Annotated in this window: 23 protein-coding genes and 1 pseudogene; 13 read left to right on the top strand and 11 right to left on the bottom strand. The window is 51.6% G+C overall.

From position 1 onward, the window contains the following. Positions 1-19: 19 nt before the first annotated feature. Positions 20-661 (top strand): hypothetical protein, encoded by a 642-nt coding sequence (locus R6H26_RS06300; RefSeq protein WP_404789291.1) that lies wholly within the window; start codon positions 20-22, stop codon positions 659-661. Between the two features lie 240 nt (positions 662-901). Here R6H26_RS06300 and R6H26_RS06305 read toward each other — a convergent pair whose 3' ends face one another. From R6H26_RS06305 to R6H26_RS06325, 5 genes are all read right to left on the bottom strand, one after another. Beyond that, entirely contained in the window at positions 902-1,324 is a 423-nt protein-coding gene (locus tag R6H26_RS06305) for a hypothetical protein (RefSeq protein ID WP_404789293.1), read from the bottom strand. A 57-nt stretch (positions 1,325-1,381) separates the two neighbouring features. Beyond that, complete coding sequence (locus R6H26_RS06310; RefSeq protein WP_404789295.1) at positions 1,382-1,642, bottom strand: hypothetical protein; 261 nt, start codon at positions 1,640-1,642, stop codon at positions 1,382-1,384. A 664-nt stretch (positions 1,643-2,306) separates the two neighbouring features. Next, positions 2,307-4,916, bottom strand: coding sequence for a TIGR03960 family B12-binding radical SAM protein (locus tag R6H26_RS06315; protein WP_404789297.1), 2,610 nt, complete (start codon positions 4,914-4,916; stop codon positions 2,307-2,309). Positions 4,917-5,017: 101 nt separating this feature from the next. Further along, positions 5,018-5,239 (bottom strand): hypothetical protein, encoded by a 222-nt coding sequence (locus R6H26_RS06320; RefSeq protein ID WP_404789299.1) that lies wholly within the window; start codon positions 5,237-5,239, stop codon positions 5,018-5,020. 110 nt (positions 5,240-5,349) lie between these two features. Beyond that, positions 5,350-6,489 carry a response regulator gene (locus R6H26_RS06325; protein WP_404789301.1) on the bottom strand — a complete coding sequence of 380 codons (1,140 nt, stop codon included), beginning with the start codon at positions 6,487-6,489 and terminating at the stop codon, positions 5,350-5,352. A gap of 209 nt (positions 6,490-6,698) precedes the next feature. Here R6H26_RS06325 and R6H26_RS06330 point away from each other — a divergent pair, with 209 nt between their 5' ends. From R6H26_RS06330 to R6H26_RS06350, 5 genes are all read left to right on the top strand, one after another. Then, complete coding sequence (locus R6H26_RS06330; RefSeq protein WP_404789302.1) at positions 6,699-7,610, top strand: urease accessory protein UreD; 912 nt, start codon at positions 6,699-6,701, stop codon at positions 7,608-7,610. Between the two features lie 13 nt (positions 7,611-7,623). After that, positions 7,624-7,926, top strand: a complete 303-nt coding sequence (gene ureA, locus R6H26_RS06335; protein ID WP_404789304.1) for an urease subunit gamma — start codon at positions 7,624-7,626, stop codon at positions 7,924-7,926. Between the two features lie 26 nt (positions 7,927-7,952). Next, entirely contained in the window at positions 7,953-8,300 is a 348-nt protein-coding gene (locus tag R6H26_RS06340; protein WP_404789306.1) for an urease subunit beta, read from the top strand. Between the two features lie 132 nt (positions 8,301-8,432). Beyond that, complete coding sequence (gene clpS, locus R6H26_RS06345; RefSeq protein ID WP_404789307.1) at positions 8,433-8,747, top strand: ATP-dependent Clp protease adapter ClpS; 315 nt, start codon at positions 8,433-8,435, stop codon at positions 8,745-8,747. Continuing rightward, positions 8,660-9,925 carry a tRNA (guanine-N1)-methyltransferase gene (locus R6H26_RS06350; protein WP_404789309.1) on the top strand — a complete coding sequence of 422 codons (1,266 nt, stop codon included), beginning with the start codon at positions 8,660-8,662 and terminating at the stop codon, positions 9,923-9,925. Before clpS ends, R6H26_RS06350 begins: the two co-directional genes overlap by 88 nt. A 109-nt stretch (positions 9,926-10,034) precedes the next feature. Here R6H26_RS06350 and R6H26_RS06355 read toward each other — a convergent pair whose 3' ends face one another. The 4 genes from R6H26_RS06355 to R6H26_RS06370 form a co-directional block, all read right to left on the bottom strand. Beyond that, positions 10,035-10,775, bottom strand: a complete 741-nt coding sequence (locus R6H26_RS06355; RefSeq protein ID WP_404789311.1) for a hypothetical protein — start codon at positions 10,773-10,775, stop codon at positions 10,035-10,037. A gap of 359 nt (positions 10,776-11,134) precedes the next feature. Then, positions 11,135-13,738: a leucine--tRNA ligase gene (gene leuS / locus R6H26_RS06360; protein WP_404789313.1), complete on the bottom strand. Its 2,604-nt coding sequence runs from the start codon at positions 13,736-13,738 to the stop codon at positions 11,135-11,137. Between the two features lie 60 nt (positions 13,739-13,798). After that, a complete protein-coding gene (locus R6H26_RS06365) occupies positions 13,799-14,473 on the bottom strand; it encodes a response regulator (protein WP_404789314.1) in 675 nt (224 codons plus the stop codon). Continuing rightward, on the bottom strand, positions 14,470-15,672 hold the full coding sequence (locus tag R6H26_RS06370; protein ID WP_404789315.1) for a sensor histidine kinase: 1,203 nt from the start codon (positions 15,670-15,672) through the stop codon (positions 14,470-14,472). Before R6H26_RS06370 ends, R6H26_RS06365 begins: the two co-directional genes overlap by 4 nt. A 169-nt stretch (positions 15,673-15,841) precedes the next feature. On the opposite strand from R6H26_RS06370, the gene R6H26_RS06375 reads away from it, so the two are divergent. From R6H26_RS06375 to R6H26_RS06385, 3 genes are all read left to right on the top strand, one after another. Continuing rightward, positions 15,842-16,222, top strand: coding sequence for a hypothetical protein (locus R6H26_RS06375; RefSeq protein WP_404789317.1), 381 nt, complete (start codon positions 15,842-15,844; stop codon positions 16,220-16,222). 84 nt (positions 16,223-16,306) lie between these two features. Continuing rightward, the gene (locus R6H26_RS06380) at positions 16,307-16,849 is read left to right on the top strand and encodes a Coq4 family protein (RefSeq protein ID WP_404789318.1); all 543 of its coding nucleotides are present in this window, start codon (positions 16,307-16,309) and stop codon (positions 16,847-16,849) included. A 107-nt stretch (positions 16,850-16,956) separates the two neighbouring features. Then, positions 16,957-17,841 carry an SDR family oxidoreductase gene (locus R6H26_RS06385; RefSeq protein ID WP_404789320.1) on the top strand — a complete coding sequence of 295 codons (885 nt, stop codon included), beginning with the start codon at positions 16,957-16,959 and terminating at the stop codon, positions 17,839-17,841. Here the strand turns inward: R6H26_RS06385 and smc are convergent. Next, a complete protein-coding gene (smc, locus tag R6H26_RS06390) occupies positions 17,828-21,421 on the bottom strand; it encodes a chromosome segregation protein SMC (RefSeq protein WP_404789321.1) in 3,594 nt (1,197 codons plus the stop codon). The two genes, R6H26_RS06385 and smc, sit on opposite strands and share 14 nt — an antisense overlap. A 196-nt stretch (positions 21,422-21,617) precedes the next feature. On the opposite strand from smc, the pseudogene R6H26_RS06395 reads away from it, so the two are divergent. The 4 genes and pseudogenes from R6H26_RS06395 to rsmI form a co-directional block, all read left to right on the top strand. Then, positions 21,618-22,071, top strand: a pseudogene (locus tag R6H26_RS06395) (M3 family metallopeptidase); the annotation flags it as partial. 279 nt (positions 22,072-22,350) lie between these two features. Further along, the gene (locus tag R6H26_RS06400) at positions 22,351-22,614 is read left to right on the top strand and encodes a DUF4351 domain-containing protein (protein WP_404789323.1); all 264 of its coding nucleotides are present in this window, start codon (positions 22,351-22,353) and stop codon (positions 22,612-22,614) included. Between the two features lie 7 nt (positions 22,615-22,621). Next, entirely contained in the window at positions 22,622-23,737 is a 1,116-nt protein-coding gene (locus R6H26_RS06405) for a hypothetical protein (RefSeq protein ID WP_404789324.1), read from the top strand. A gap of 180 nt (positions 23,738-23,917) precedes the next feature. Beyond that, positions 23,918-24,781 (top strand): 16S rRNA (cytidine(1402)-2'-O)-methyltransferase, encoded by an 864-nt coding sequence (gene rsmI / locus R6H26_RS06410; protein ID WP_404789326.1) that lies wholly within the window; start codon positions 23,918-23,920, stop codon positions 24,779-24,781. Positions 24,782-24,829: 48 nt separating this feature from the next. Here the strand turns inward: rsmI and hemL are convergent, their stop codons facing one another. Continuing rightward, on the bottom strand, positions 24,830-26,065 hold the full coding sequence (gene hemL, locus R6H26_RS06415; protein WP_404791232.1) for a glutamate-1-semialdehyde 2,1-aminomutase: 1,236 nt from the start codon (positions 26,063-26,065) through the stop codon (positions 24,830-24,832). Positions 26,066-26,110: the final 45 nt, after the last annotated feature.

Raw genomic sequence — 26,110 nt, forward strand, 5'->3', positions numbered from 1 at the left:
TCTGTCTGGCGCATCATGCATGTCAATCAAAAGCATTGACAATCCACCTACCGCTTCACAACGCACAAAACCACTTTCAGAATGCCAACAGCTTACTCAGAACGCTAAAGCTTTTGTGAAGACAACTGAGAAGCTGGCCTTAGTTGAGCAACTGCATCTCGTTGAGAATAAGTTATTGGATCCTTCAACGGAATCTCCAACAGGGTGTTTTGATCGGGTGCTTCGCGAACAAATGGATCGTGTGGCTAGAAAGCTGATCTATTTGACGACCATTGGCGCACCTACCCAAAAATATCAAAAGGCAGTTATTTTTGACTGTAGCGAGCTGAAAGAACTAATCTGCAAAGGCTATTCCGCTGATGATACTGCTCATACCCTTGAATTTTTAGATGTTGTTCAAGTCATCCCTTTGAGGGTGACTGACAAGCTCAGGGCGAATGTTGATACTGGCTATAAAACGACTCAACTTGATTTTTACACTGGAGACACTGAAGCAATGCATGGGGGGGAACCCCTCCAAAAACTTAAGCTTCAAACCAATGGTACGCTTGATTTTCGTTTTGTCGATTCCAAAAAAGATCAGGTGCTATTTGCAATTGCGAAAGGAAAGGGCGATCGCCTTTATAGAAAATATGTCTGGGTGATTCGTAAATCCAGTTAAATATCTGAGATGAGAACTTTTTGTTATTCTTGGAAAAAGCATTCACTTGCCGATTATGCTTCAGCCATTGAGTTATATTTTCAACTTCAACCGCAGAGGTTGACTGTGCGATTAGCCGAACGATTGCGACAACTGGGGGCTGACCCTGATGCAGTCTAGCTACGGGGTTATGGCGATCGCCTTCTAAAGTTTGCGTTCTTAAACAACTGTATCCAAAACAGCTACCTGAATATCTCCATTCTATGAAGAGCCTTTGCCAAAGGCATAACCACCAACCGCACCAAGAATTGATGTCAAAGTTACCTTCGCCCAATCCTTATTTTCCTTTGGGGCTTTGGCGTCTTGAAGCTGATAGAGACTGAAGAAAAGAAGAACGATAACGATAAGTACTGAAATCACAAAACCTGTCCGTTCTTTAACTTGTTTCGTTTTGTGTGTCTCACCTTCTCGAAACAAGCGAGCATTGATTTCTGCTTCAGTCTCAATCTGAATTTTGGCTTTGGTTGGATCGATTCCTAATGAGGAGCTTTGGGCAAACCAGTCATCTGGGGAACTGCTTTTAGGTTCCTGGTTGGGTGAATTCATAAAAAAGATTTTATTTTTAAGCACACAAAACTTATCTTGCAAGCAGGAGTGTGATTTTGACCCAAATTCTACTTGCAAGGCTTAATAGTGCTTAGTCATGTCTGCTGTGATGTTTCAGATTAAACGAGGTCAAATCTAGGTTGTTACAATGCGTGTAATAACCTTTTCCCCTTCTGCAACAGCTAAGCTACGACCATTTTTGGCCTCTTCTTGTGAGATGCCGTAGAGCAGTAGCCCGGTTCTAAGCACTTCTGCCATATTTTTGCCAGATTCGTCTGCGAGTTTTTGAAGCAACTCATAGGCTTCTGGTGTTAAGTCAAGGTTCAACCGCTTTTTCTCTTTAGATTTTCCCTTTGAGGCAGGGGTAGCGGCTTTCGTTTGTGAAACAGTAGACATGTTGAATGAAATCCTTATATATTCGACAGTCTGAGCGTTCTGTATTTCGCAGTCTGAGTGCCTTAGAAGCAAGCTGAAAGAGCGATCCAACTGATTCTTCAGCACAACCAAACCTGAGTGATGTACCTAGGCTACCCTATTCTATACACAAAAAATACACACTGTATTTTGGATAATGAGTCGCTCTGTGTCGCCAAAGTCGGCAATGCTTGGGATAAGCCAATGAAATATCCATAGTGACCTCTAGCCACTGAAAACCAGGTGTTGAGTAAAGGAAGACTCAGAACGTCTTCTGGGTCTCGGATGAGTTTAAAATAATTAATTTATACATAATAGATGCACAAAAAATACTTATGCCAAGCATGTGCTCCAGAAAGATGGAGGGTTAACCGTCTGAAGCTTCAGAAAGCTTTGTGAAAGTTAAGTGTACGGGTGTTACAAAGGGTGTCAGAGCATCATGGATGGGGTGCTCAGAACATTCGAGCAAATGAAGGCTGCTAAGCGAATGAGTCTGACCAGAGACAGAGATCGATACTCTGAGAGATCTTCAGGCTCTGCGGGCTGAAGCGTGACTGGTCGATTCGCCCAAAGCTGATGAAGCGCATAAGAAAATATACTTGTTTTTCGTATTTCCAGATGAATGTCGTCGAGATTCTCTTGAAAGTCATGAGACAGGGTCTGACAGAATGAGGCGATCGCGGTGGACCTTTTGGACCTGTATAGACCGACCCGATACGAGTTCCAGCATGAATTCAAGATGCTCTGGTCGGAGCATGCCGTCGTTTTGACAGTGCCCGACATAGCGGATCGCTGCGGCTGGGGTCGTTTGGACTAACGCGAGTTCGTAAAGGCGATCGCGCAGGTCGATTGTCTTGGTTTTACCGTTTTTGGCTTTCTGCTCAAACTGGATTTCTGTACGCGCTAAAACTGCATCGATCCAATCTTGCCAATCCGCAGAAGAGAGCGAGTCCTCTAGGCTGAGGGTCAGAAGGTACTCTGCTCGGTTGACCGCTTGAGTGGCTGAAGGATCGCTTAAAGGAACTTCCACGACGCTGTAGATGGGAATGGTTTCGGGCAAATGGTCTGACAGCAGCTGGCGAAACGTTTCTGCATCCAGGGATCGTGTCAATTCAAAATCCGCAATTTCCCCAGAACTGGTCGCTCCGAGGGATAGCGCGTTAGCCAGCGCAATGCGAGGGCCGGGGTGGAAGCCGCCCGTAAAGGTAATGGGAATCTGGGCGCGGCGTACCACCCGATCGAAGAGCCGAATCAGATCGAGGTGGCTCACGAGCCTCATGTCTCCCTGCTTGCCAAACCAGACCCGCAGCCGCTGCGATCGCGTTCGATCGGGCACGAATTCTCCGGCAAAGACTGGGATTGCGGGAGACGGAACTACAATATTGTGGCCGAAGTCCGTACTGCATACGCCGCAGTGGGAGCAGCCCTCAAAAGAGCAGTCCGGTACTGTAGCCGCAACGAGCGCCCGTTGCAGATCTTCTTTGAGCCATTGCTTATCGATGCCCGTATTGATGTGGTCCCAGGGGAGCGGGTCGTCTAGGCGGCCATCTTGTGAGGGCGCGAGGCCTTGCGCCCCTACGCCATCCATGACGTTCCACTCGCCGCTTTCGACCTTGCGGTATTTCCAGGTCAGTTCCGATTCGTCGATCGCTTGCGTCCAGGCTCCATAGGTTCGATCTAAATTCTCCCACCAAGCATCCATGCCCGCACCCAGTTCCCACGCGCGGCGGATGACGGGGGCGAGGCGGCGATCGCCCCGTCCGACAAAGTCTTCCATTGCCGAAATGCGCGCGTCGGTAAAGTTCGCCTTCACGCCCTTGACGTAGCGGAACTCGGCTCGCAGCAAGTCCTGTTTGCGCTGGAACTCGCTCGTGGAAACGGAGTGCCACTGGAAGGGCGTGTGGGGTTTGGGGGTGAAGTTAGAAATGGTGACGTTAAAATCGAGCCGCCGTCGGCCTTCGATACTGCATTCCCGTCGCAGCCAGCGAATGGTGTCGGCAATGCCGATGACATCGACGTCGGTTTCGCCGGGCAGCCCGATCATGAAGTAGAGCTTGATTTTATCCCAGCCCTGTTCGTAGGCGGTTTTGACGCCGCGCAGCAGTTCTTCGTTAGTGAGTCCCTTATTGACAATATCCCGCATCCGCTGGGTCCCGGCTTCGGGCGCAAAGGTGAGTCCGCCTTTGCGGGTGCCGCCGATGATATTGGCGATATTTTCATCAAAGCGATCGACCCGCTGGCTGGGGAGGGACAGAGAAATGTTTTCATCCTTCAGACGATTCTTGATTTCCATCCCGACCGATGGGAGGGCCAGGTAGTCGGAACAGCTCAGGGATAGCAGCGAAAACTCGTTATAACCCGTCGCCCGCATTCCCTTCTCAACGGCTTCGACGACCTGTTCTGGTTCTACATCGCGCGCGGGGCGGGTGAGCATGCCCGGCTGGCAGAAGCGGCAACCTCTAGTGCAGCCCCGTCGGATCTCGATGACGAGGCGATCGTGGACGGTCTGGATGTAGGGGACCAATCCAATGGAGTAGGCCGGGATGGGCGTCGCCACTCGTCGCAGGATGCGTTTGGGGACGTCGGGATGGTTGGGATGGACGGAGCCATCGGGAGCCATGTCGTAAAACTGCGGGACGTAGACCCCCGGAACTTGAGCTAAATCGAGCAATAGCTCCCGACGGCTCAAGCTTGCGGCTTTGCCTTCTTCGACGATCAGGCCAATTTCGGGCAGCAGTTCTTCGCCATCGCCCAAGGCCACAAAGTCGAAGAAATCGGCGTAAGGTTCGGGGTTGGAGGTGGCGGTTTGGCCTCCAGCAAAGATCAGGGGATAGTCCTGGTTCTCCTCGGCGCGTTCTTGCCAGGTGAGGGGGATTTGGGCGAGGCTGAGCATTTCTAGAATGTTGGTGGCCCCGAGTTCGTAGCTGAGGCTGAAACCGAGAATGTCGAATTCTAAGAGCGATCGCCGCGATTCCACCGCAAACAACGGCGTTTGGGTTTCGCGCAGTTTGGCGCAGAGGTCGGGGGCGGGTAGGTAAGCGCGATCGCACAGTTGCCGAGGCTGAGCGTTGATGATGTTGTAGAGAATGATGTGCCCCAGGTTGGACGCGCCGACTTCATAGATTTCTGGATAGGTTAAAGACCACCGCACTGAAGCTGATTCCCACGGTTTGCGAACCGCGCCTAGCTCGTTGCCCAGGTAACGCGCGGGTTTCAGGATATCGGGGGTGAGTAATGATTCGACGGCAACAGGCACAGCGTTTCTCTATAAACCACAGCAGTAAAACTCAGCGATTAAGTTGCAGAGTCCTTAGGTCCACTATATCGCTCTCGCGTTTTACGCTCGCAGAGATAAGGTTATTTGCCCGCAGGCCGGGAGGCCTCGGGCTGTAGCTGAGCTTTCAGTAAGTCAATTGAATAGACCGCGAAGGGCAACCCAAACACGAGCGCCAAGCCGAGCGCGACCCACCGCCACAGTTGTTTTTGGGAGCGCCCCTTAATCGGAAACTCGCAGCTCAGGCAGATTTCTGCATTTTCGCTATTGAGCGTGCCGCACTCTTTACAGGGGACTAGAGCCATCGATTTAAAACCGCAATTGTCTCGATCGTTTCTATTATCGCTGCAAACTTTGCGCCGATCGATGGCGGACTGGGGATGAGGGCAACGGTATTGTTCGCCAAACTGGCGACCTATAGCGGTGCGACGGTCTCTTCTAAGGCCAGCTTTTGGACGAGACCCAAGAGTTCCTGGGGATTGAAGGGCTTGGTCAGATACGCCGTACAACCCGCAATGCGAGCGCGAACGCGATCGATAATGCCCTCGCGGCCTGTCAGCATCACGATCGGAATTTTGCGGAGCACCTCCACTTGGCGGGCTAGGCGGCAAAGCTCGTAACCGTCAATCCCCGGCATTTCAATGTCCATCAAAATGACGATGGGCTGGTGGTTCAGCAGCGGCATGATGGCCTGGGTGGGGTCGGATAAAGAGAGAACGTCGTAGCCGGAGGATTCTAGGGATAATTTGACAAACTGTTGAATGGTAGGGCTGTCATCCACGCAGGCCACGATGGGTCGCTTCGACGTCACGGTTGTCTGGTATTCTTTCATTTCCATCCCGCCATTTCTGAGGAGGGGTTGGAGAAAGGCCGCTAAAACTAAGACATCCGTCGAGAGCCGATGCGCGATTTCGTAGAGCGTGAGATTCTCGCCCGCGAGGTCGCTGACCTCCTGAAGTTGCTGGCAGGAGGCGCTGTCGTTCCAAACCGCTTGGAGACAGCTGTCGTAGTTGACAATACTAGGCCGTTGAAATGGCGAACTGATATCTTCTCTAATATGGGTCCAACGCATGACCGTATCGCGGACGGGCAACACGAGCTGCCGAAACGGAACCGACAGCAGCAGCGGATCTAGACCGATGCTGCTGTCATACTTGAGCTGGCCTTGGGAGATCGCTAAAAATTGGGTTATCGCCTCTTGGGTCAGCATGGCCAATACTTGGCGGACCCAGTTCATAGGGAGCTGCTGCGATCGCCAGTATTGATAGACCATCTGATAGTCGTTGGGGGCGTCGATCTCCAGACAAGGCTCTAGACCTGTAGACTCGCGACTGAATAGATAAGTCAGACGCTCGCGCTGCCCCATGAGGCCAGTGGCATAGTGAATTTGCCCCCCTCCAAAGTAAACGCGCCATTGCACCGAGGCATCGTTCGGGTCCGCGACTGTCAGTCGCCCCGAGCGTTCTTCAGCTACGAGCTTTTGCAGCGCCTTTGCGGGAGAAAATAGGGTTTTTTCGGGGGGTCGCCCTGAAGAATCGTTAGAACTGTAGGTCATAGTGCGTTTCGTCAGCGTGTTGAGACAAAAACCATCAAAAAAAGGCAGTTACGTTCGTCTAGCTGCTGGCATCTTGGCAGTAAGCTTTTACCAGTGCTCTCTCGCAGGCTCTCTTCCTTAGGATGGTCATCTCGAACCGTAAAACTGATCCGTAAAAATACGCAATTTAGAGGTCAGCGCCAATTTTTTACCCTCATATTGGCTCAATTATGAATTTTAACGAACCTCAACTGAGCGACGGGCAGGTGCGGGTCCGATGTTCCAATGCGGTCGTCCCAGCAAAACCCGAAGCATCGGCAGTGTGGCAGGGCGCCATTCGCCTCCATTACGATCGCGTCGAGGCCAAGACGCAGTTGGCAGAGGTCTGGCACCAAGCTCCTCTCAAAGTTCAGAGATCCCTGTATCCAGAATCCAACGGAATTTGCCATACGATTTTAATCCACACCGCTGGCGGCATGGTGGGGGGCGATCGCCTCAATTACCGCCTCACGCTTGCGCCTCACGCCCATGCAGTAGTCACCACTGCCGCTGCCAGCAAGATTTACTGCGCCCAGGGCAAGCAAACCGAACAGGTCGTTGAGATCGACATTGCGGAGGATGCCTATCTAGAGTGGCTGCCCCAAGAGGCGATCGTGTTCGACCGGGCGCGCTTCCAGCAAACCCTCAGGGTCAACTTAGCGCCCCGTGCGAGTTGGCTGGGGTGGGATATCTATCGGTTTGGGCGCACCGCACGAGGGGAGCGGTTTCTAGAAGGAGAGTGGCGATCGCAGACGGAGGTGTGGCGGTCGGGCGCGCCTCTCTGGATCGACCGTCAGTGGCTACCTGGGAGCCAGGAGGCGATCGATCGTCCCCACGGTCTGAATCGATGTTCCGTCGTCGGGACTTTTGCCTGGATCGGGCGAGAGGTCGATCGCGACTTGGTGCAGCAGTTGAGGGAGAGTTGGACGGCATTAGGGCTGGCGGGCGAAGCGGGCGTGTCCCGCCTGCAAGAGGGGGTCATTTGTCGCTATCGGGGGCAATCGACGGCAGAAGTTCGTCAGTGGTTCGCGCAAGCTTGGGATCGTGTGCGATTCTATGCCATAGGACAGCCTGCCTGTCCCGTTCGCGTTTGGCAAGTTTAGAGGGATTGAGAGAATGCAACTATCGCCACAAGAGAAAGATAAGCTGCTGATTTTTACGGCGGCGCTGTTGGCAGAGCGTCGCAAAGCTAAAGGGCTGAAGCTCAATTATCCAGAGGCGATCGCCTTTATTTCTGCTGCCATACTGGAGGGTGCCCGCGAGGGGCGCACCGTCGCCGATTTGATGAGCTACGGCACCACGTTGTTAGGGCGCGATGACGTGATGGACGGGATTCCCGAAATGATTCACGACGTCCAAGTGGAAGCCACCTTCCCCGACGGCACAAAGCTCGTCACCGTCCACGACCCGATTCGCTGATTGCCCTTACCCTTCAGGAGAACCCTATGATTCCCGGCGAAATGATTGTAGAAGAAGGCGATCTCGAACTCAATGCAGGTCGCCCTCTGGCCCAGATCCAGGTGGCCAATACGGGCGATCGCCCGATTCAGATCGGCTCCCATTTTCATTTTTTTGAAGTCAACGCCGCCCTCCAGTTCGACCGCGATGCGGCCCGAGGGATGCGCTTAGATATTCCCGCAGGGACTGCTATCCGCTTCGAACCGGGGGATGAAAAATCCGTGACCCTTGTGGCCTACGCGGGCACCCGCGAAGTGTATGGATTTAACGCCCAGATTGAAGGCAGGCTAGATCCGAAACAGAAGGCAGACAGTAAGCCCAAAAAGAAAAAGTAAGATTTTGAAGGCCGTAAAATCGAGCGCGTTTTTAGGCCGAAGGGATCCGCGCTACACTCGATTTACGGTTGCCCGCATTTCAACGGGCGACCTCATCCCAATCAACCGTTTCGAATTTTGTTTGCTTTAAGTATGGCGATCGCGACAGTCGAATCCAGTACCATTACGGCACCCAAGGTCGAGAAAGACCGTCAAACCACGCGGGCACCCTATCCCAACTATAAAATCATCGTGCTCGACGATGACTTTAATACCTTCGAGCATGTTGCAAAGTGCCTGATTACTTACATTCCTAAAATGACGCCAGAAAAGGCGATGGAGTTAACCCATCAGGTTCACTTTGAGGGATTGGCAATCGTGTGGATCGGACCGCAGGAGCAGGCGGAGCTTTACCACGAGCAACTGCTGCGGGCGGGTCTGACGATGGCTCCTTTAGAGCCGGAATAGCTGCTGTGGTAGAACTTACCGTCACGCCCTTGGCAGATTGGTACGAGGAAGGTGCAGCTCGGTTTGAGATCGGTGCGGCTTTTTTTAAGCCGGAGACTCGGGTTGCCCGCGATTTTGGAGTTCTGGCTGCTGCTGTCTATCGGCAGCAGCACCCGCAGCTAGAGGTGTTGGATGGGATGAGCGGCTGCGGAATTCGCGCCCTCCGCTATGCCTTGGAAGCTAAGGCGGATTGGCTTTGGGTCAATGAGGCGAACCCGGAGCATGCAGCGGTTCTCCACCAGAACGTAAAGGCTCAACTGCCTCCAGGACAGTTTCGAGTTACCATCGGTTCCGTGCGGTGCGTCCTCCAGGACTGTCTCCAGCAGCAGCGCTATTTCGATTTAGTCGATCTCGATTGCTTTGGTAGCCCCGCCGCTGATTTGACGGACTGCATTAGGGCGACGCGCTTAAACGGGCTAATGTATTTAACGACTACCGACAGCCGCACCTGCGAGGGACACAACCCAGCGGCCAGCCTTCGCCATTTTGGAGCCTATGCCCGCGCTCATCCTGCCACCCGCGAGCAGGGTCTGCGGCTGCTGTTGGGAATGGTGTCCCAACAGGCTGCAATGCAAGGATTCGCGATCGCCCCGCTGTTTTCCTACTTTCAGGGTCAGACCTATCGCGTCATGGTGCGTCTCGTCAAAGGCCACCACTGGTCGGAGGCCCAATCCGGCTTTGTCGGGCACTGCCACGCTTGCGGTCACTACGATGCGGTGGATTGGCGCAGGCTGAGTCGCGCCGTTTGTCCCCACCATGAAACACCGCTCCCGCTCACCCTCAGCGGCCCGCTCTGGCTCGGCCCGCTTCACGATTTAGCGTACTTGACCTCTATGGGCGACCTCGCCCAACGGTGGGGCTGGCAAGACCGAAAGGTGTTGCTCGACTTAATGGCCGGAGAGATTCCGTTTCCGCCTTACTTTTTTACCCTGGCGGAGTTGGGCCGTCGCGCCAAGGTCGATATCCCGAAACGTAGTCAGCTTCTAATAGCTTTAAAGAAGAATAACTACAAAGCCGCGCTTACACATATTGAACCTCAAGCAGTGAAAACAGATGCATCGATTTTGGCTCTCATAGCGCTCGCAAAAGAATTACAAAGCAATTTTAAAAAACATCTGGGCTTTACGAATATTGATTGAAATTTTAATCGCTATCGGTAAATTTCTCGACGTTTGAGGCTTTAGTGTTATCGAAACATATTAGGAGTTCGATATCCTGTTCGTTCGTGACGGGGTTCTTCATTAAAAACTAAGATTCGTCTTTTTCGGCCTGTACTTCTTTAAGCAGTCGTAAACAGAAGCCAAGCTTTGAACTTACAAAGTTTTTATGTAGTTTATATTCCATGAAAGCATAAAATAAACCTAATCCTGCAATTAATAAAGGGCTTAGTTCTTTCCCATAAATCAATAGAGTTACCAAGACAAAAAAGTAAGATATGAATCTAGAAGTGTATTTATCGAATTTTTCAGACAGATCCTTTTGATGACTTAAATACACAATACTTTTGTTTATTTGACTAGGACGAAGATCAAATAATTTTTCTTTTATTTCTTCTATTTTGTATTCTTCAATGTCAGGCTCGAAAGCAATTTCTTCTCTCATTCTACGCTTTCCCGTAATAGCATTAATTAATCTTGAACTGTATGGAGTGCTTGTTTTGGCTAAATTTAAGCTGTTTTTACGGAGAGCTATAAAATTAAAAGCCAGATAAGCTATGGATGTGACTATTGCTATGTAGACAAAGGGAAGATATTCTAAATTTAATTCTTTTAGGATATGAGAAATAAAAATCAAAATCACAGTTAAAGAAAGCAAGATTTTATCTCTTCTTGACGGAGCTAAAATATTTATAAATGGTAGTATTGCTGCATTCAAAATAATCTTGAGCGAGCTTGACGTGTCAGTCTTGTTTAGAATAAAAGATAAGATTTCTATAACTTCGCTTATTTCACTCAAGGTCATATCTTTGAACGGCTTTATTTTATTCATGTTTTTAGATCTCGCAAATTGTTTTTTGATCTTATAGCATGAAAATATTTTTATGTAAATTTTTATTCTAAAAAATAAAAATCACCTAAATCTCAAGAGTTAAGATCAGGTGATTTTTTTTTGATTGAATTGAACGAATCTAGATCAGCTTGACGGTTTTGAGCGCGTAGTAAAGCGCCAAAGCAAGGCCGATAAAGGCTCCGGTCATTAAGATAAATGCGATAAAACCCATTGCGTACGCTCCATAATAGGCGGCTTCCCTTTAGATAGCTTAGGGCATAGGCGATCGCCCCGCCAAGCCCGCACCCAAAATGTCCGCTCGATCCCGGTCGTCAGGATCTGCGATCGTAGGGTCAATGCTAGCCCAAGACAAAGTTGACGAGCTTGCCGGGGACGACGATTGCCTTCTTGACGGTTTGCCCTTCCAGATATCGCTGCCCGACATCGGAATTGCGGGCATAGGTTTCGAGTTCCTCGCGAGTGGCACTGGCGGGGACTTGGACGGTGCCGCGCGTTTTACCCATCACCTGAATGACGAGGGTGATTTCGTCAGAAATGAGCGCTTCTGGATCTAGCGTCGGCCAAGGTTGCTGGTGAACTGAATCGGCATGACCGATGCGGTGCCAAAGTTCCTCGGCAATGTGGGGGGCAAAGGGGGCCAGAAGCGCGATCAGCGTTTCGATGCCTTCGGTATAGACGCGAGATTGTTTGATATCCGAATCGTTGAGGGCGTTGCTGAGTTTCATGAGTTCGGAGACGGCGGTGTTGAATTGGTATTCATCCTGGAGGTCTTCGCTCACTTCTTTGATGGCAGTATGAATGGCGCGGCGAAGATCTTTTTCCGCTTTGGCGAGCGGTTTGGCGGCGGAAGACGGCACAGAGCCTTGCGCCCCCACGGGAGATTCGGTGACGAGTCGCCAGACGCGGTTGAGGAATCGGAATTGGCCTTCAACGTCGGCATCGTCCCATTCCAAATCTTTCTCAGGCGGGGCTTTGAACAAAATGTTCATCCGAGCGGTGTCTGCCCCGTACTTAGCAATCACCTCGCCAGGTGCAGTACCGTTGTGCTTGGATTTGGACATTTTTTCGTAGACGATTTCCAAGGCATCCCCAGTTTCTGGATCGACGGGATTGGTCAGATCTTTAATGTCTTGGGGGACGACGTATCGTTCGGTTTTTGGATTCTTGTAGGTTTTGCCCTGGACCATCCCTTGGGTCAGCAGACGCTGAAAGGGTTCGTCGCAGTTGAGCAACCCGCGATCGCGCATCACTTTGGTGAAGAACCGCGAGTAGAGCAAATGCAAAATCGCGTGTTCGATGCCGCCGATGTATTGGTCTACAGGCATCCAGTCATTGGCGATCGCCGGGTCGAAGGCCGTTTCAGCATTCTGAGCATCGGGGTAGCGCATGAAATACCACGACGAACACATGAAAGTATCCATCGTGTCGGTTTCGCGCTTGGCGGGGGTGCCGCAAGTGGGACAGGGCACGTTGACCCAAGCATCCAATTGCGCCAAGGGCGAACCTTTTCCTGAAAACTCGACATCCTCGGGAAGCTTCACCGGGAGTTCTGCGTCCGGGACGGGTACGACCCCGCACTTCGGACAGTGCACGACGGGAATGGGACAGCCCCAGTAACGCTGTCGGGAGATCAGCCAGTCCCGCAGGCGGTAATTGGCGGTGCCTTTGCCCTTTTGGTTCGCTTCGAGGTGGGCGATCGCCGCTTCTACGCTTTTGCCCTTCCCTTTGCCTGCTGCCACGCCATCCAACGGCCCCGAATTGACCATCACCCCCTCACCTGCATAGGCAGCGGTCATCGTATCCGCAGACAACGGCTTGTCTGGAGGTTGCACCACTGGGGTGATGGGTAAGTTGAAGGTCTTCGCAAACTCAAAGTCCCGCTGGTCGTGGGCGGGCACTGCCATAATGGCTCCGGTGCCGTAATCCACCAACACGTAATCTGCAATCCACACCGGAATTTTTGCGTCATTCACGGGGTTGATGGCATAACCGCCCGTCCAAACTCCCGTTTTTTCGCGACCCTCTGCGGTGCGGTCCATTTCGCTTTTGCCCGCCGCTTCGGCTTGATAGGCTTTAATGGCTTTGGCTTGAGCGGGTGTGGTAAGTTTTTCGACTAGGGGATGTTCTGGGGAAATCACCATAAACGTCGCGCCCCAGAGCGTGTCGGGGCGGGTGGTGAAGACGGTCAGGTCATCGCCCGCTTCGGTGGCGAAGGTGACGTGGGCACCTGTGGATTTGCCAATCCAGTTGGCCTGCATGAGGCGCACGCGTTCCGGCCAGCCGCTGAGCTGGTCCAAGTCTTGCAAAAGCTGTTCGGCGTAGTCTGTGATTTTGAAGAACCACTGGCGCAAAAGCTTGCGCTCCACTTTTGCTCCCGATCGCCAAGATTTCCCTTCGCTATCGACCTGTTCGTTAGCCAAAACGGTCTGGTCGATCGGGTCCCAGTTGACGAGGGCTTCTTTTTGGTAGGCCAAACCCATCTGTAAAAATTGCAAAAACAGCCACTGCGTCCATCGATAGTAGTCGGGAGAGCAGGTGGTGACTTCTTTGTCCCAATCGAAGGAGATGCCCAAATCCTTGAGCTGCTCGCGCATCTGGTCGATGTTGGCGTAGGTCCACTGAGCTGGGGGAATGCCCCGCTCGATCGCCGCATTTTCCGCAGGCAGACCAAACGCATCCCAGCCCATCGGGTTCAACACGCGATAGCCCTGCATCCGCTTGTGACGGGCGACGACATCCACGATGGTATAGACCCGAACGTGGCCCATGTGGAGGTTCCCGGACGGATAGGGAAACATGGACAGAGCGTAGAACTTGGGCTTACTGCTGTCCGTGGCGGTTTCGTGCAGCTTTCGATCGGCCCAGGTTTTCTGCCACTGTTTCTCTATTTTTGCGGGGCTGTATTGGGACTCCACGAATGACTCCTGCGATTGGATTTGCATCCTTTCATTTTAGAGTCTCGTCTGCGGTTCGGATTATAAAGAGCGGGGTTTGAACGTTATTCAGGAATTTTGGCCGAACCAATCCGCGTGGGTATTCGCCAAAATTGCTGCCTGGGTGCGATCGCGCAACTCCAGCCGATTCAAAATATTAGTCACGTGATTTTTGACCGTCCCCTCTGAAATGTAGAGCGATCTCGCGATCTCCCGATTGCTCGATCCTGCTGCAATCAACCGCAACACCTCTCGCTCTCTGGGGGTCAGCTCGGTCAACGCAGGGGGAAGGTCGGATTCAGGTGGGGAACCCGTCGGCGCGCTGGCAAATGCCTTTTTCATAATGCCCGGTCCAAACTGCACGTAGCCCTTATGGACAGAGCGAATTGCAGCAGCTAAATCTTCAGAAGGCGTGTCTTTAAGTAAATAACCGCAAGCCCCCAACCGAATGGCTTCCTTCACGTAGGCTTCATCGTTAAACGTCGTCAGAATCAGAATTTTGAGATCGGGGAACTGGGCCAGCAACCCTTGGGTTGCCGCAACTCCGTCCATGACGGGCATGCGCATATCCATCAGCATCACATCGGGCCGCTGGGGCGTTTCGTAAAGGGCGATCGCCAGTTCGATGCCCGCCTGTCCGTGTTCGGCCTCTCCCACAACCTGTAAGTCTGGCTCTAGCTGAAGGAGTGCTGCTAAGCCTTGACGAATAATACTTTGGTCGTCTACCAATAAAACGCGAATCATGACGCAATGTCCGATAGTGGAAAGGTCGCCGCAATGCAGCAACCCGCACCAGGCTGGCTGCTGACCTGAAAGCGGCCCTTCAGCGCTAAGGTTCGCTCTCGCATTCCCTGAATGCCGAATCCAGTCGTATTTTGCATGACATCAAATCCCTGTCCGTCATCTCGAACGGTCAATGTTAAGTCGCGGACGTCAACCTCTGCGCGGATCGTTACTGTTTTAGCATTGCCGTACTTGCAGATATTCGTCAATGACTCTTGCACGATTCTATAAATGGTAGCGCTCAGTTCCGCAGGTAGGGAAGCAGGCAATTCCAAGCAGACGCTGGGCAAAATTCCGGTCGTGCGATGAAACGTTTGGACCAGATCTGCTAAGGCAGCGTGAAGGGCATCCCCTTGAAGAGGCGTCGCTCGCAAGAGCGAAACGGAAGTCCTGACTTCTTGCAGTGCCGAACTTCCCAGTTGTTTGGCGGAGGCCAAAAAGGACTGAGCTTTAGCGGGATCTGCCGCTATCAGCTTGAGGGCTGTTTCGAGCTGGATGTTCAGTCCCGTCAGCGAGTGACCGAGAGAATCGTGGATTTCGCGGGCGATGCGGTTGCGCTCCTGGAGGGTGGCTTGGTCTTCGATGCGAAGGGCGTAGCGGCGCAGTTGTTCGTTGGCGATCGCCAGTTTTTTGAGGCTTTGCCGTTCGGACAAAATTGCATTCGTTAAAAGCAGGACAAAGCCCAGACTCAGCCCGTATAGCAGCGTAAAGCTGACCAGGATGCCCCACAAACTCGACCACAAGCGTCCTGAAAGCCCGACGGGTAGCGCCCAGTGCCGCACAAAATAAATCTGAGTCAGCACGTACAGGCCAAAAGAAGATAGCGCCACGATCCATTGACCTAGCAGCGGAAAAATGAGACAGGAGCGAATGACCAGAATGAGGTAGCAAAACGCAAATAAGCGACTACCTCCGCCAAAACTTGCCACCAAAATCAGGGCGATTTCCAGAAGCGTGAATAGAACTTTGCGGGAATTGTCTGCCTGAGGAAGCTTGAGTCCCATCGCGCCAAACCCTGCAATGCTAATTAACACCAACAGCGGTCTTCGATCCAATAGCAAAAATGGAGCGGGCATCAATAGCTCTAGGAGGGCTACGATCGATAGCAAAAACCACTCCAGATAAATCAGGAGTGCAAACGGGTCGTTTGGGCGCGGCATCCAATACTTCATAATTCAAAGCTTAATTCAGGTCCGCTGCCTTTTGACCGTGAAGAAAGTCATGGGTAAAAGCATGACTTTTTCCTCATGTGGAGGGCATGGAGAGATTTATAAGATAAGCCCATGACAGCAAAGTCCGATCGACCATCCCATTTACAAGGAGAGAACGATGAATTCATTTGCAAGCAAAAGCCTAAGCTTGGGACTCGCAACCCTTTTCCTTGCAGTTTCCACGGCGGCCCAGGCCAGTCCAATTGTAAGAGGAAAGGTCAGAGGTTATAACCCGACAACTGGAAATTCTGGCAGCGCGGTGGGTGGATATAATGCCAACACTGGTGCGAGATCCTATCGCGTTAGAGGCTACAACCCTTCCACTCAAACCTACAAGGGTGCGAGCGGTGCGTATAATCCAGTCACGGGACGGGGCTATAGGAGTACTGGAACCTACAACCCTTCCACTGGCTATAGCGGAGACATCCAAACCAACAACAATGGGAGTTATGTTTGTACTGCTTCTCGCTCGACCGACCCTAACTGCGTAAAACAGTAGATCCCCCTAAGGCGCAGCCAGCATTTCTATCCCTTCTTTGAAGCTTGGCAAGAAGGGATTTTTCTCGACTTTTGGAGCGGAACCATGCAAACCTGGACCCATGTCGATTCTGAGGCTACTTTCAACCCTGCACCCAGGGTCGCACAATTTCTATTCGTCCTAGATAGGGTGACGGAAGCGATCGGCGCGAACGTGCCCTCAATTGTAGATTTGGCATACTTGCGATCGCTGCCCGCCAATACTTTAGGTAGAGCTTGGGCTGATGCCTTAGACTCGCAAAACCTAGATCCTTTTTCAACCGGAGCGCGCCTAAAACAAATTCACGATGGCGTCCATGTCATCACCGGGTACGATACTTCGCCAATTGGCGAAGCGCAGGTACAACTCTTTCTATTAGGCAGCAAGTTCAGACCTCGCCATGGATTGCTATTCTTAGGATTGGTTGTCCCTATTGCCAAATATCTTGGTCACTACCAACAATTGGATCGACTGTACGAGGTCGTTTCAGAATTATTGCAAGCCTTCAGGCGGGGGCGGCAGTCTGCGTTTGACATTCAGCAATGGCATCCCGAATTAGCTTGGGAGACGCCATTACGGCAAGTGCAAAAGCAATTCAACATTATCTAATTTTGAATGCTCGAATGCTGGATGAAATATCGTCTAGAGACTAAGCGCGAGCGGCCCGATCGACCATTCTGCTAAACTAAACTATTTTAGAAAGATTGGTTGAAGGAATGACCCGAAAGAAACTGTTCATTACCGGGGCGAGCGGATTTCTGGGATGGTATTTGTGCAAAGCAGCCCAATTAGACTGGGATGTCTATGGAGCGGTGAATCGCAACGCCATTGACTGTCCGGGTATCGCTGCTTTACCGATCGACCTCACCGATCGCGATGCCCTGAGGGATTCGATCCAAAATCTCCGACCGGATGCGGTGATTCATGCGGCAGCGCTTTCGCGACCCAACGATTGTCAAATGAATCCCGATGAATCGTTTGCAGTCAACGTTCGGGCTTCTCTGAATTTGGCGGAGTATTGCGGGGCGCTCGAAATTCCCTGCGCGTTCATTTCTACCGATCAGGTTTTTGATGGGTCAAATCCGCCCTATGCTGAAACTGCTCCCGTTGCGCCCGTCAATCTCTACGGCGAACATAAGGTCATGGCGGAGGAGGGGATGAGCGCGCGCAATCCCAAAACGATCGTTTGTCGGATGCCCTTGATGTTTGGGGTCTCCCCCCATGCCCAAATTTTTTTGCAGTCTTTTGTGAGTACGCTTCAAGCAGGACAACCCCTTAAGCTTTTTACGGATGAAGTCCGTACGCCTGTCAGCGGACAGACTGCCGCGCAAGGCATTTTGCTGGCTTTAAGGGAAGGGCCGAGCTGTCTGCATTTAGGCGGAACGGAACGCATCTCTCGCTATAATTTTGGCAAAATGCTGGCTAAGATTTTGAACTGTTCCGAACAATTGCTGCAGGCTTGCCAGCAAGCAGATATACGGATGGCCGCACCCCGTCCTGCTGATGTTTCTCTGGATAGTTCGCTAGCGTTTAAGTTAGGGTATAGTCCTAGCTCAGTTGAGGCAGAATTACGGCAAATTTTTTCGACTAGCACGACTTGAACGAAGACTCGGAAGGTCTGAGCTGCATCCCAATTACCTGAGTATGGGTGCCGCGTGCCTGGGTCACGCCAATCGTGCGGTCTGCGGCCTCAATCATGGGACGACGGTGGCTGACCACGATAAATTGAGCGCCTTCCGTTTGCTGGCGAATGGTCTTGGCTAAGCGCTCCACATTCACCCCATCCAGGAAACTATCGACTTCATCCAATGCGTAAAAAGGAGAAGGGCGATAGCGTTGAAGGGCAAAAATAAAGCTGAGGGCCGTCAGGGATTTTTCGCCCCCGGACATAGAGGCCAAGCGCTGCACCTGCTTGCCCTTGGGATGGGCCACAAGATTGAGACCGCCCCGGAACGGATCTTCAGGATCTTCTAGCTCGAGGTAGCCATCCCCATCGGATAACCCGGCAAAGATAGTCTGAAAGCTATCGTTGACCGCATCAAAGGCTTCGCGGAAAGAATTTCGCCGCAGCGTCGTAAAGTTTTCAATTCGCAACAGCAATTCGGTGCGTTCGTCTTCGAGAGTGGTCAGTTTCTGCACCAGTTCCTCGAGGCGGGCTTGGGTGCGCTCGTATTCCTCAATGGCTAGCATGTTGACGGGTTCCATTGCCTGGATCCGCCGCTGTAAAGACCGCAACTCCTCTCGCAGGGCTTCCAGCGTCAATCCCTCCGGTAGTTCGGGAAGGGGATCTGGGAGTTCTTGTACTTTCTCTTGAAGTTGGAGTTGGAATTGTGCGATTTGTTCTTGCTGCTGCTGCTGGGTTTCTTGCAACTTTTGGATTTGCCAGGTCATTTCCTGTTGGGCTGCGGTACGGGCGCGCAGATGCTGCTCGGCCCGATCGCGATTCTGCTTTGCCTCTCCCAAGTGCGCCTCCAGCCGCTGCAGCTCGACCCGCAGCTCGGCAATCGCGGCACCGACCTGTTGCTGCTGCTTTACGATCGCGGTTTCTTGTTGTTGGGCAGTGGTTTGCTGCTGCTGCGTTCGCTCGATTTCGGTTTGATTCTGCTGCTGTTTTTCTTGGAGGCGCAACAATTGCAGGTCCAACGTCTGAAGTTGCTGCTGGGCTTCCCGTAGGGCGGCTTCGCGTTCGTTGAGTTGCGTTTCTTGGGCTTGGATTTGGGCCTGGATATGCTGCCATTCGCCGTGGGTCTGGGACTGTTCTAGGGTAGCGATCGCCGTTCTCAGTCTCCCCAGTTCCGCCTCTTGCTGAGGTAGTTCTGTCTCTAGCGTTTGGAGTCGAGTGCTGGCCGTCGATCGTTCTCGATCGCTGGCAGCGAGTTGCTGAGCGAGGCGATCGCGGTTCTGGGTTAAGCCCTGAAGCTCTTTGGTCAATTGTTCCACCTGGAACTGCACGTCTCGATGCAGTTGGCGAGCGGCAGTTAGCGCTTGGGTTTCGGTTGCGAGGGATGCTTGATGCGTGCTGAGCCGGGATTCGATGCGGCTTAGAATTTGCTCGATCTCAGCCAGGCGTTGGCGCAAGGCCAAAATTTCGGCAGATTCTCCAGCTTCGGCATTGCCAAAGTGGAGGGTTTGCTGGTGGGAGCGACTGCCTCCCGTCATGGCACCCGTGGGTTCGAGCAATTCGCCGTCTAGGGTGACGATGCGATAGCGACCGATGTAGCGACGCGCGGCACTGAGGGTTTCAAATACCACGGTATTGCCAAAAACATAGGCAAATACGGCATCGTACTTAGGGTCGAAGTCGATCAGGTAAACTGCGTAGTCGATCGCCCCTTCGACTTGGAGATTGGGTAAATCCTGAGCAGAACGCAGCTTGTTGAGGGGCAAAAACGTCGCGCGCCCGCCTCGTTCCCGCTTGAGCAGTTCGATCCCAGCGGCGGCAACTTCGTCGTTGTCTACCACCAAATGTCCCATTCGCGCTCCGGCAGCGGTTTCTAGGGCAATTTGATACTGGGGTTCTACGCGACCCAGGTTAGCAACTAATCCGTAAACGCCGGAGAGATTGGATTTTAATAAAATTTTGGTTGCAAAGGTTCCCTGGGCTTCTTGCTGCGCTTCTTCCTTCGCCTCCAATTGATCGAGCTGGCGCTGTTTTTCGCGCTGCTCGCGTTGGAGGCGGGTATGGGTTTCTTGCTCGGTGCGGACGCTTTCATCGGCGGCGGCGAGAGCGGTTGCTAGGGTTTGAACGGAGCGCTGCTGAGTTTCGAGTTCGGATTGGGCTGCGGTCAGCTGAATCTGCTTTTCGGCAATGGTTTGAGCGAGGGTTTGACTTTCGTCCGTTTGCAGCGCGCACTGGCGACCGAGTTGTTCGACCCGCTCTTGCAGTTGAGCGAATTCCGAGCGTTGGGGGTCTAAGGTGCTCAGTAACGCTTCCATTTGCTGGCGAAGTCGAGCTTGCTCCTGCACCCAGGCATCGGCAGAGGCGGCGATATCCTTAGACTGTTCGCGAATGTGCTTGAGGTCTGCCTGGGCTTTGTCCCGCAATTGGGTCAGTTCCGTCAGGGTTTCGGCTTCGAGGCTGTGGCGCTGCTGTCCCAGGGCGGCAAGCTGAGTCTGTTCTTCAACCATTTGCTGCTGGAGCTGTTGCGCTCGCTCTGCTGCGGTCTGCTGGGCGGCCTTGAGTTCGGCTTGCTGGCGTTCGAGCTGGCGCAGTTCGGCCTCTTGGGTGGCGATCGCCGCTTGCACTGCCAGTTGTTCGTCTTCGCCCAACGCTTTAACCTGAGCGTTCAGTTCGGCCAAGGTTTCCGATAGGCTCTGAATTTCGATGGCGATCGCCTGAAGGTCGGTCTCTAGCTGCGTCTGCTGTTGCACTTCAGCCTGAATTTGCTTCTGGATCTGCTCGATCTGCTGCTGAATTTGGCGATAGGCTAAAACATTTTCCCAGGTGGATTTTTCGTTGAACTCAGCGCGGAGGAGCTGGTACTTTTGGGCTTTGATGCGATCTTTGTCGAGGCGATCGCACTGTTCCTTCAGCTCCTGTTCTACGATCCGAAAGCGATCTTCTTGTTCCTTGACCGCATCCAGCTTTTCCTTGGCCTGGTTGATTTTGCGATCGAAGTTGGCAACCCCGGCCAGTTCGTCGATAATTTCGCGGCGCTGGCGTGCGTTCATGGAAATAATACCCGTCACGTCTCCCTGAAGCACCACGTTATAGCCTTCAGGATAAATCCGCAGCCGATTCATTTGGTCGTGGAGATCCGTTAGGGTGCAGGGTTCGCCGTTAATGGCGTAGGTGGATGTATAGGTACCCTGCTTTGTAACGCGCAGTTTGCGCGTTACTTCCCATTCTCGTTCGGCGGTTTGCTCTGCGGGGGACGTTCCATCTGCTAGGGGAGGGGCATCTTCTAAGGGCACATCGGAAATATCGAAGGTCACCGTCACTTTCGTTTCGACGATGGAGTGCCCGCGTTTGAGCTGAGCTTGATTGACCAAGTCCGGCAGTCGCTCGGCGCGCATTCCCTTCGAACCAGAAAGGCCCAAGGCAAATAGCATGGCATCTAATAAATTAGACTTGCCCGACCCATTGGGTCCTGAAATGACGGTAAATCCGGGCAGCAACGGAATGGTGGCTGTGCTGCCAAAGGATTTGAAATAAGATAGCTCTAAGCGCTTGACGTACACGGATGGCTGAACTCGTGGCGGAGGGGTGGACGCTTAATAATATCGAAATTTTATATAAGGTAAGCCAATTTTCTCAAAAGACTATCACAGTTTGTTCGAATCTGCGTCTATTTACGTCAAAGTTGAAGGCTAGTTAGGCTGAATTTGTGCCTAAACGCGGAGTGAAGGTTAAGCTACGATCTCGCTATTTTGTTGCATGGCCCGCCATTATGAGACGGGCGCGCCTTTGCCGGAGGAGTACGATCAGCGCCTATTAGGGGCCCGCACCTATATGAGCGGGAGTGCGACGCTGCGTCAGGTCTATTTTTCGACGATGGATATCGAACTGCACCATTGCTACCAGCCCGGCGGCAGCGAGACGATCGGACAACTGCTCGATCGCATTGCCAACCACCACAGTCCTCAAGCCATTGCCAGAGGATGCGTTCCTCTGTGCCTTTGGGCATATTTTTGCGGGCGGTTATTCGGCGGACTACTACAGCTACAAATGGGCCGAGGTCCTGAGTGCCGATGCGTTTGCGGCCTTTGAAGAGACTGGGCTAGAGAACGATGCGGCGGTCATTACAACCGGACGTCTTTTCCGCGAGACGGTTCTGGCGCTCGGCGGCAGCAAGCACCCGATGGAAGTGTTTAAGGCATTTCGCGGTTGAGAACCCAGCACGGAGGCGCTTTTGCGTCACAGCGGACTAATTCAGGCTGCTTAATTCTGCTCGGACTGTATGTCGCACGACTGTGGCTTCCTATGGCCGCAGTCGTTGTGCTAAGAAGGGACGATTCATACACTGCCGAGAGAGTCATTTCCTATCGTATTTCTAAGACAGTCTTTACAAGTCCCTCCCATTAACACCAGTTGTCTATTATCACTCTGCTTGATCTGATCTATAGTCGTGTATATATTTCCACAGCTTAGTTGAGAGGAAATAGCGCGCATGTTGGGCTTAAGCGAACTCAGGGAAACGAAGGTCTATCAGGAAGCTTTGCAAGAAGGCGAAGAAAGAGGCGAGATAAAGCTAGTTCTTCGCCTTCTCACGCGTCGTATTGGTGAAATCGCTCCAGACCTAACATCGCAAGTGGAAGACTTATCGATTGCTCAGGTTGAAGCTTTGGGCGAGGCATTGTTGGAATTTACGGCACTAGATAATTTGGTAGAGTGGCTGCGATCACAGAGTATTTCCAAGAAAAAATCTCACTAACATAGACATGTCACAAATACCAAATTGGTTGTTCGATACAATAAATAGTTTAAACAACGAAGAAAAGTCTGATCTTCTTCAAGATTTTATCTTTATTTCCGATAATTTAGTATCTATATACGGAATGCCAGAACCATGGCGATTAATAATTGACAATCAAATCTTAATTGATCTACAGCACAAAGAAAAAAATAAAAACAGCGAAAATAATAGAAAAAGATATATTCGATTAATCGCTATATTTATGATTTTCAATTTTCTTTTGAATTATTCAGAAAAACAAATAGAAATAGTCTTAACTCCTTGTATTTTTTATGAATTTAATCAAAGGGAAATTCCTGGAAACCTCAAAATCTTCAATTCTACCTTAGAAGAAATTTTTTCTTTGATTAGAGAATTTGGGGTCGAAAGAATTTGCTATTTTGGATTAGATAATTATAGGATTGCAAGATCAACTCTCAGAAATATTAGCTACGATGAGAAGGAAATATTGAAATTGATTAAAAAACTAAAGAAAAAGGAAATGCAGCATGAACTCTATTACAAATTTCCTTCCAACGAAGAAGACGAGGACAAATTGAGAATTGAGATGTTTAGACCTCCGTTATTTATTTCCCAAGAAATTGTCTCAAGATATAGAATTAATTTGCGATACTTTGATCGTAGTGTCATTCGTTACATTGTTGCTTGCCATCTCGAAGATAAGATCTACTCAACCAATACTCAAACCAATTTTCTAAAGTCTAAGATGAAAAAATTAAGGAACATCTCTATTGGCATGACCGCTTCGATTTCAAAAGCTCGTAGAGAGCAACTTCAAGGATTGGCTGATATTGAGATGATTCAATATTGCAATATTTCACGTCAATTTGACCATGATATTAACCACACTTTATATCCTCTTACATTTGACAAGAAATTGGCGCATCTCTTAAAAGAAAGAACAAAGCTTAGCGTTAGTGTTGAAATCTCTGGCAAAGACTCAGATGAAAATTTGAAAGAAAAAATGGCTGATTTCGAAAAGAATTATAAAAGAATGGATTTAATTAATGAGAATGGCAAAGAAATGTTCGAAAAGTTTTTCTGCTTTTACGAAGATCTGACTCCTCTTTTTGATGAATAATTGTTTTGCGTTAAAATATTGCTCTGCAAAGAGATTTTGATTGCTATGCGCCAACTCTGTTATTTTCTAGATTGGTTTGATATTGTAAGGTTGTATTTTGATTGACACAACTCCGTTAATAGAATAAATATGTTTTTTCACTAGATACAAACTAATTGAGTCTTAAATTGCCAATGCGACATGAATGAACCCGAAATCGCCAGCAATTCTGTTGGCACCCTTTATGTTGTCGGCACCCCCATCGGCAACCTAGAAGACATGACCTTTCGGGCCGTGCGGATCTTGCAGACCGTAGATGCGATCGCCGCCGAGGACACGCGTCACACCGGAAAACTACTCCACCATTTCCAAATCAAAACGCCCCAAATTAGCTGCCACCAGCACAACATCCTGTCTCGCTTGCCCGCACTGCTAGAGCGCCTCCATGCCGGACAGCAGATCGCCCTCGTCACCGATGCTGGAATGCCAGGGATCTCCGATCCGGGCTACGAACTCGTTCAAGCCTGCGTTGCTGAAGGCATTTTAGTCGTGCCCATTCCCGGCCCGACCGCAGCCATTACGGCGCTGAGCGCATCGGGTTTACCCACCGATCGCTTTTGTTTTGAAGGGTTTTTGCCTGTCAAAGGTTCCGAACGGCAACAGCGACTGACAGCCTTAGCCCAAGAAACCCGAACAATGATTTTCTACGAAGCCCCCCATCGGTTGCTCCAAACGCTTCAAGCATTAAGCGAGGTGCTTGGGCAGGAACGCTCCATCGTGGTGTCGCGGGAGTTGACGAAGCGCTATGAGACCTTTTGGCGCGGCGGATTGGGGGAGGCGATCGCCCATTTCACCACCACTGAACCCCGTGGCGAATTCACCCTAGTGGTGGCGGGGTATGTGTCAGAAGTGGTTGAATTGAGCGAGACGGATGTCCGAGAGGCGTTATTGGTTTTGTTGAGAGAAGGGATGCCGCGATCGCAGGCCAGCCGCCAAGTCGCCAAAACTCTAAACCTATCGCGCCGGGACGTGTATCAACTCGCCCTAGAGCTTCCAGATCGATAAACCCTCGGTTCGCGACCGAGGGTTTTGTGGTAGCGGAGGGCGATCGTTCTAGATCGAAGACAAAACCGCCTTTGCAGCTTCTAACGTTCGGTCGATATCTGCATCCGTGTGGGCGAGAGACATAAATCCAGCCTCAAACTGAGACGGAGCCAAGTAAATGCCTCGCTCTAGCATGCCCCGATGAAAACGCCCGAACTTGTGCACGTCCGAAGCCTTTGCGTCCTCAAAATTGTGGACTGGCCCAGCCGTGAAGAACATGCCGAACATCCCGCTAATGTGTCCGCCACAAACCTCATGGCCGCACTCCTGCGCGATGCCGAGCAACCCGTTAACGAGCTTGCCCGTCATGCGATCGAGCTGTTCGTATGTCCCCGGACGGTTCAGCAACTCCAGCGTTTTAATGCCCGCCGTCATCGCCAAAGGATTCCCAGAGAGCGTTCCCGCTTGGTACATCGGTCCTGCCGGAGCCACCATGTTCATAATGTCGCGACGACCCCCGTAAGCGCCGACGGGCAGACCGCCGCCGATCACTTTGCCCATCGTGGTGAGGTCTGGCGTAATGCCGAATTTTTCCTGAGCGCCACCGTAGGCAATTCTAAAACCCGTCATGACTTCGTCAAAGACCAGCAGCGCGCCGTACTCCTTGGTCAGCTCTTGCAGTCCTGCCAAAAATCCGGCATCGGGCACGATAAAGCCAGCATTGCCCACCACGGGTTCTAAAATGACCCCAGCAATCTGCTCGGGGTTTTCTTCAAACAGGGCGCGGACGGCTTGGAGGTCGTTATAGGGTGCGGTCAGCGTGCTGCTGGCAGTCGAGCTGGGCACTCCAGGAGAATCTGGCAATCCGAGCGTGGCCACGCCAGACCCAGCCTTCACCAAAAACATATCGGCGTGGCCGTGGTAGCAGCCCTCAAACTTGATGATTTTTTCCCGTTTGGTAAAGGCGCGCATGAGGCGCAATACCGACATGCAGGCCTCGGTACCGGAGTTTACAAACCGTACCATTTCGATGCTGGGGACCGCATCGATCACCATTTGAGCCAACACGTTTTCAAGTACGCAAGGCGCGCCAAAGCTAGTACCTTTGTCTAAAGCCTGTCGCAGGGCTTCAATCACTTCAGGATGGGAATGGCCGCAGATAGCAGGACCCCAAGTGCCCACGTAGTCGATGTACTGGTTGCCGTCTACATCCCAAATGTAGGCATCTTTGACGCGATCGAACACAATGGGCTGGCCGCCCACTGACTTAAACGCACGCACGGGGGAGCTCACGCCACCTGGCATGAGCTGCTGTGCGGCTGCAAAAATTTCTTCTGATTTGGTTGTTTT

Source organism: Altericista sp. CCNU0014, from assembly GCF_044923475.1.
Classification (GTDB): Bacteria; Cyanobacteriota; Cyanobacteriia; order Thermosynechococcales; family Thermosynechococcaceae; genus JAAURS01.

Excerpts from the sequence above, each read along its gene's own strand:
- clpS (WP_404789307.1), top strand. The coding sequence starts at position 8,433 with ATGGCGATCGCGACAGTCGAATCCAGTACCATTACGGCACCCAAGGTC.
- R6H26_RS06355 (WP_404789311.1), bottom strand. The coding sequence starts at position 10,775 with ATGAATAAAATAAAGCCGTTCAAAGATATGACCTTGAGTGAAATAAGC.
- R6H26_RS06310 (WP_404789295.1), bottom strand. The coding sequence starts at position 1,642 with ATGTCTACTGTTTCACAAACGAAAGCCGCTACCCCTGCCTCAAAGGGA.
- R6H26_RS06405 (WP_404789324.1), top strand. The coding sequence starts at position 22,622 with ATGTCACAAATACCAAATTGGTTGTTCGATACAATAAATAGTTTAAAC.
- R6H26_RS06300 (WP_404789291.1), top strand. The coding sequence starts at position 20 with ATGTCAATCAAAAGCATTGACAATCCACCTACCGCTTCACAACGCACA.
- R6H26_RS06325 (WP_404789301.1), bottom strand. The coding sequence starts at position 6,489 with ATGACCTACAGTTCTAACGATTCTTCAGGGCGACCCCCCGAAAAAACC.
- R6H26_RS06365 (WP_404789314.1), bottom strand. The coding sequence starts at position 14,473 with ATGATTCGCGTTTTATTGGTAGACGACCAAAGTATTATTCGTCAAGGC.
- rsmI (WP_404789326.1), top strand. The coding sequence starts at position 23,918 with ATGAATGAACCCGAAATCGCCAGCAATTCTGTTGGCACCCTTTATGTT.
- hemL (WP_404791232.1), bottom strand. The coding sequence starts at position 26,065 with ATGCCAGGTGGCGTGAGCTCCCCCGTGCGTGCGTTTAAGTCAGTGGGC.
- R6H26_RS06370 (WP_404789315.1), bottom strand. The coding sequence starts at position 15,672 with ATGCCGCGCCCAAACGACCCGTTTGCACTCCTGATTTATCTGGAGTGG.
- R6H26_RS06375 (WP_404789317.1), top strand. The coding sequence starts at position 15,842 with ATGAATTCATTTGCAAGCAAAAGCCTAAGCTTGGGACTCGCAACCCTT.
- R6H26_RS06340 (WP_404789306.1), top strand. The coding sequence starts at position 7,953 with ATGATTCCCGGCGAAATGATTGTAGAAGAAGGCGATCTCGAACTCAAT.
- R6H26_RS06320 (WP_404789299.1), bottom strand. The coding sequence starts at position 5,239 with ATGGCTCTAGTCCCCTGTAAAGAGTGCGGCACGCTCAATAGCGAAAAT.
- leuS (WP_404789313.1), bottom strand. The coding sequence starts at position 13,738 with ATGCAAATCCAATCGCAGGAGTCATTCGTGGAGTCCCAATACAGCCCC.
- R6H26_RS06330 (WP_404789302.1), top strand. The coding sequence starts at position 6,699 with ATGAATTTTAACGAACCTCAACTGAGCGACGGGCAGGTGCGGGTCCGA.
- ureA (WP_404789304.1), top strand. The coding sequence starts at position 7,624 with ATGCAACTATCGCCACAAGAGAAAGATAAGCTGCTGATTTTTACGGCG.
- R6H26_RS06380 (WP_404789318.1), top strand. The coding sequence starts at position 16,307 with ATGCAAACCTGGACCCATGTCGATTCTGAGGCTACTTTCAACCCTGCA.
- R6H26_RS06385 (WP_404789320.1), top strand. The coding sequence starts at position 16,957 with ATGACCCGAAAGAAACTGTTCATTACCGGGGCGAGCGGATTTCTGGGA.
- R6H26_RS06400 (WP_404789323.1), top strand. The coding sequence starts at position 22,351 with ATGTTGGGCTTAAGCGAACTCAGGGAAACGAAGGTCTATCAGGAAGCT.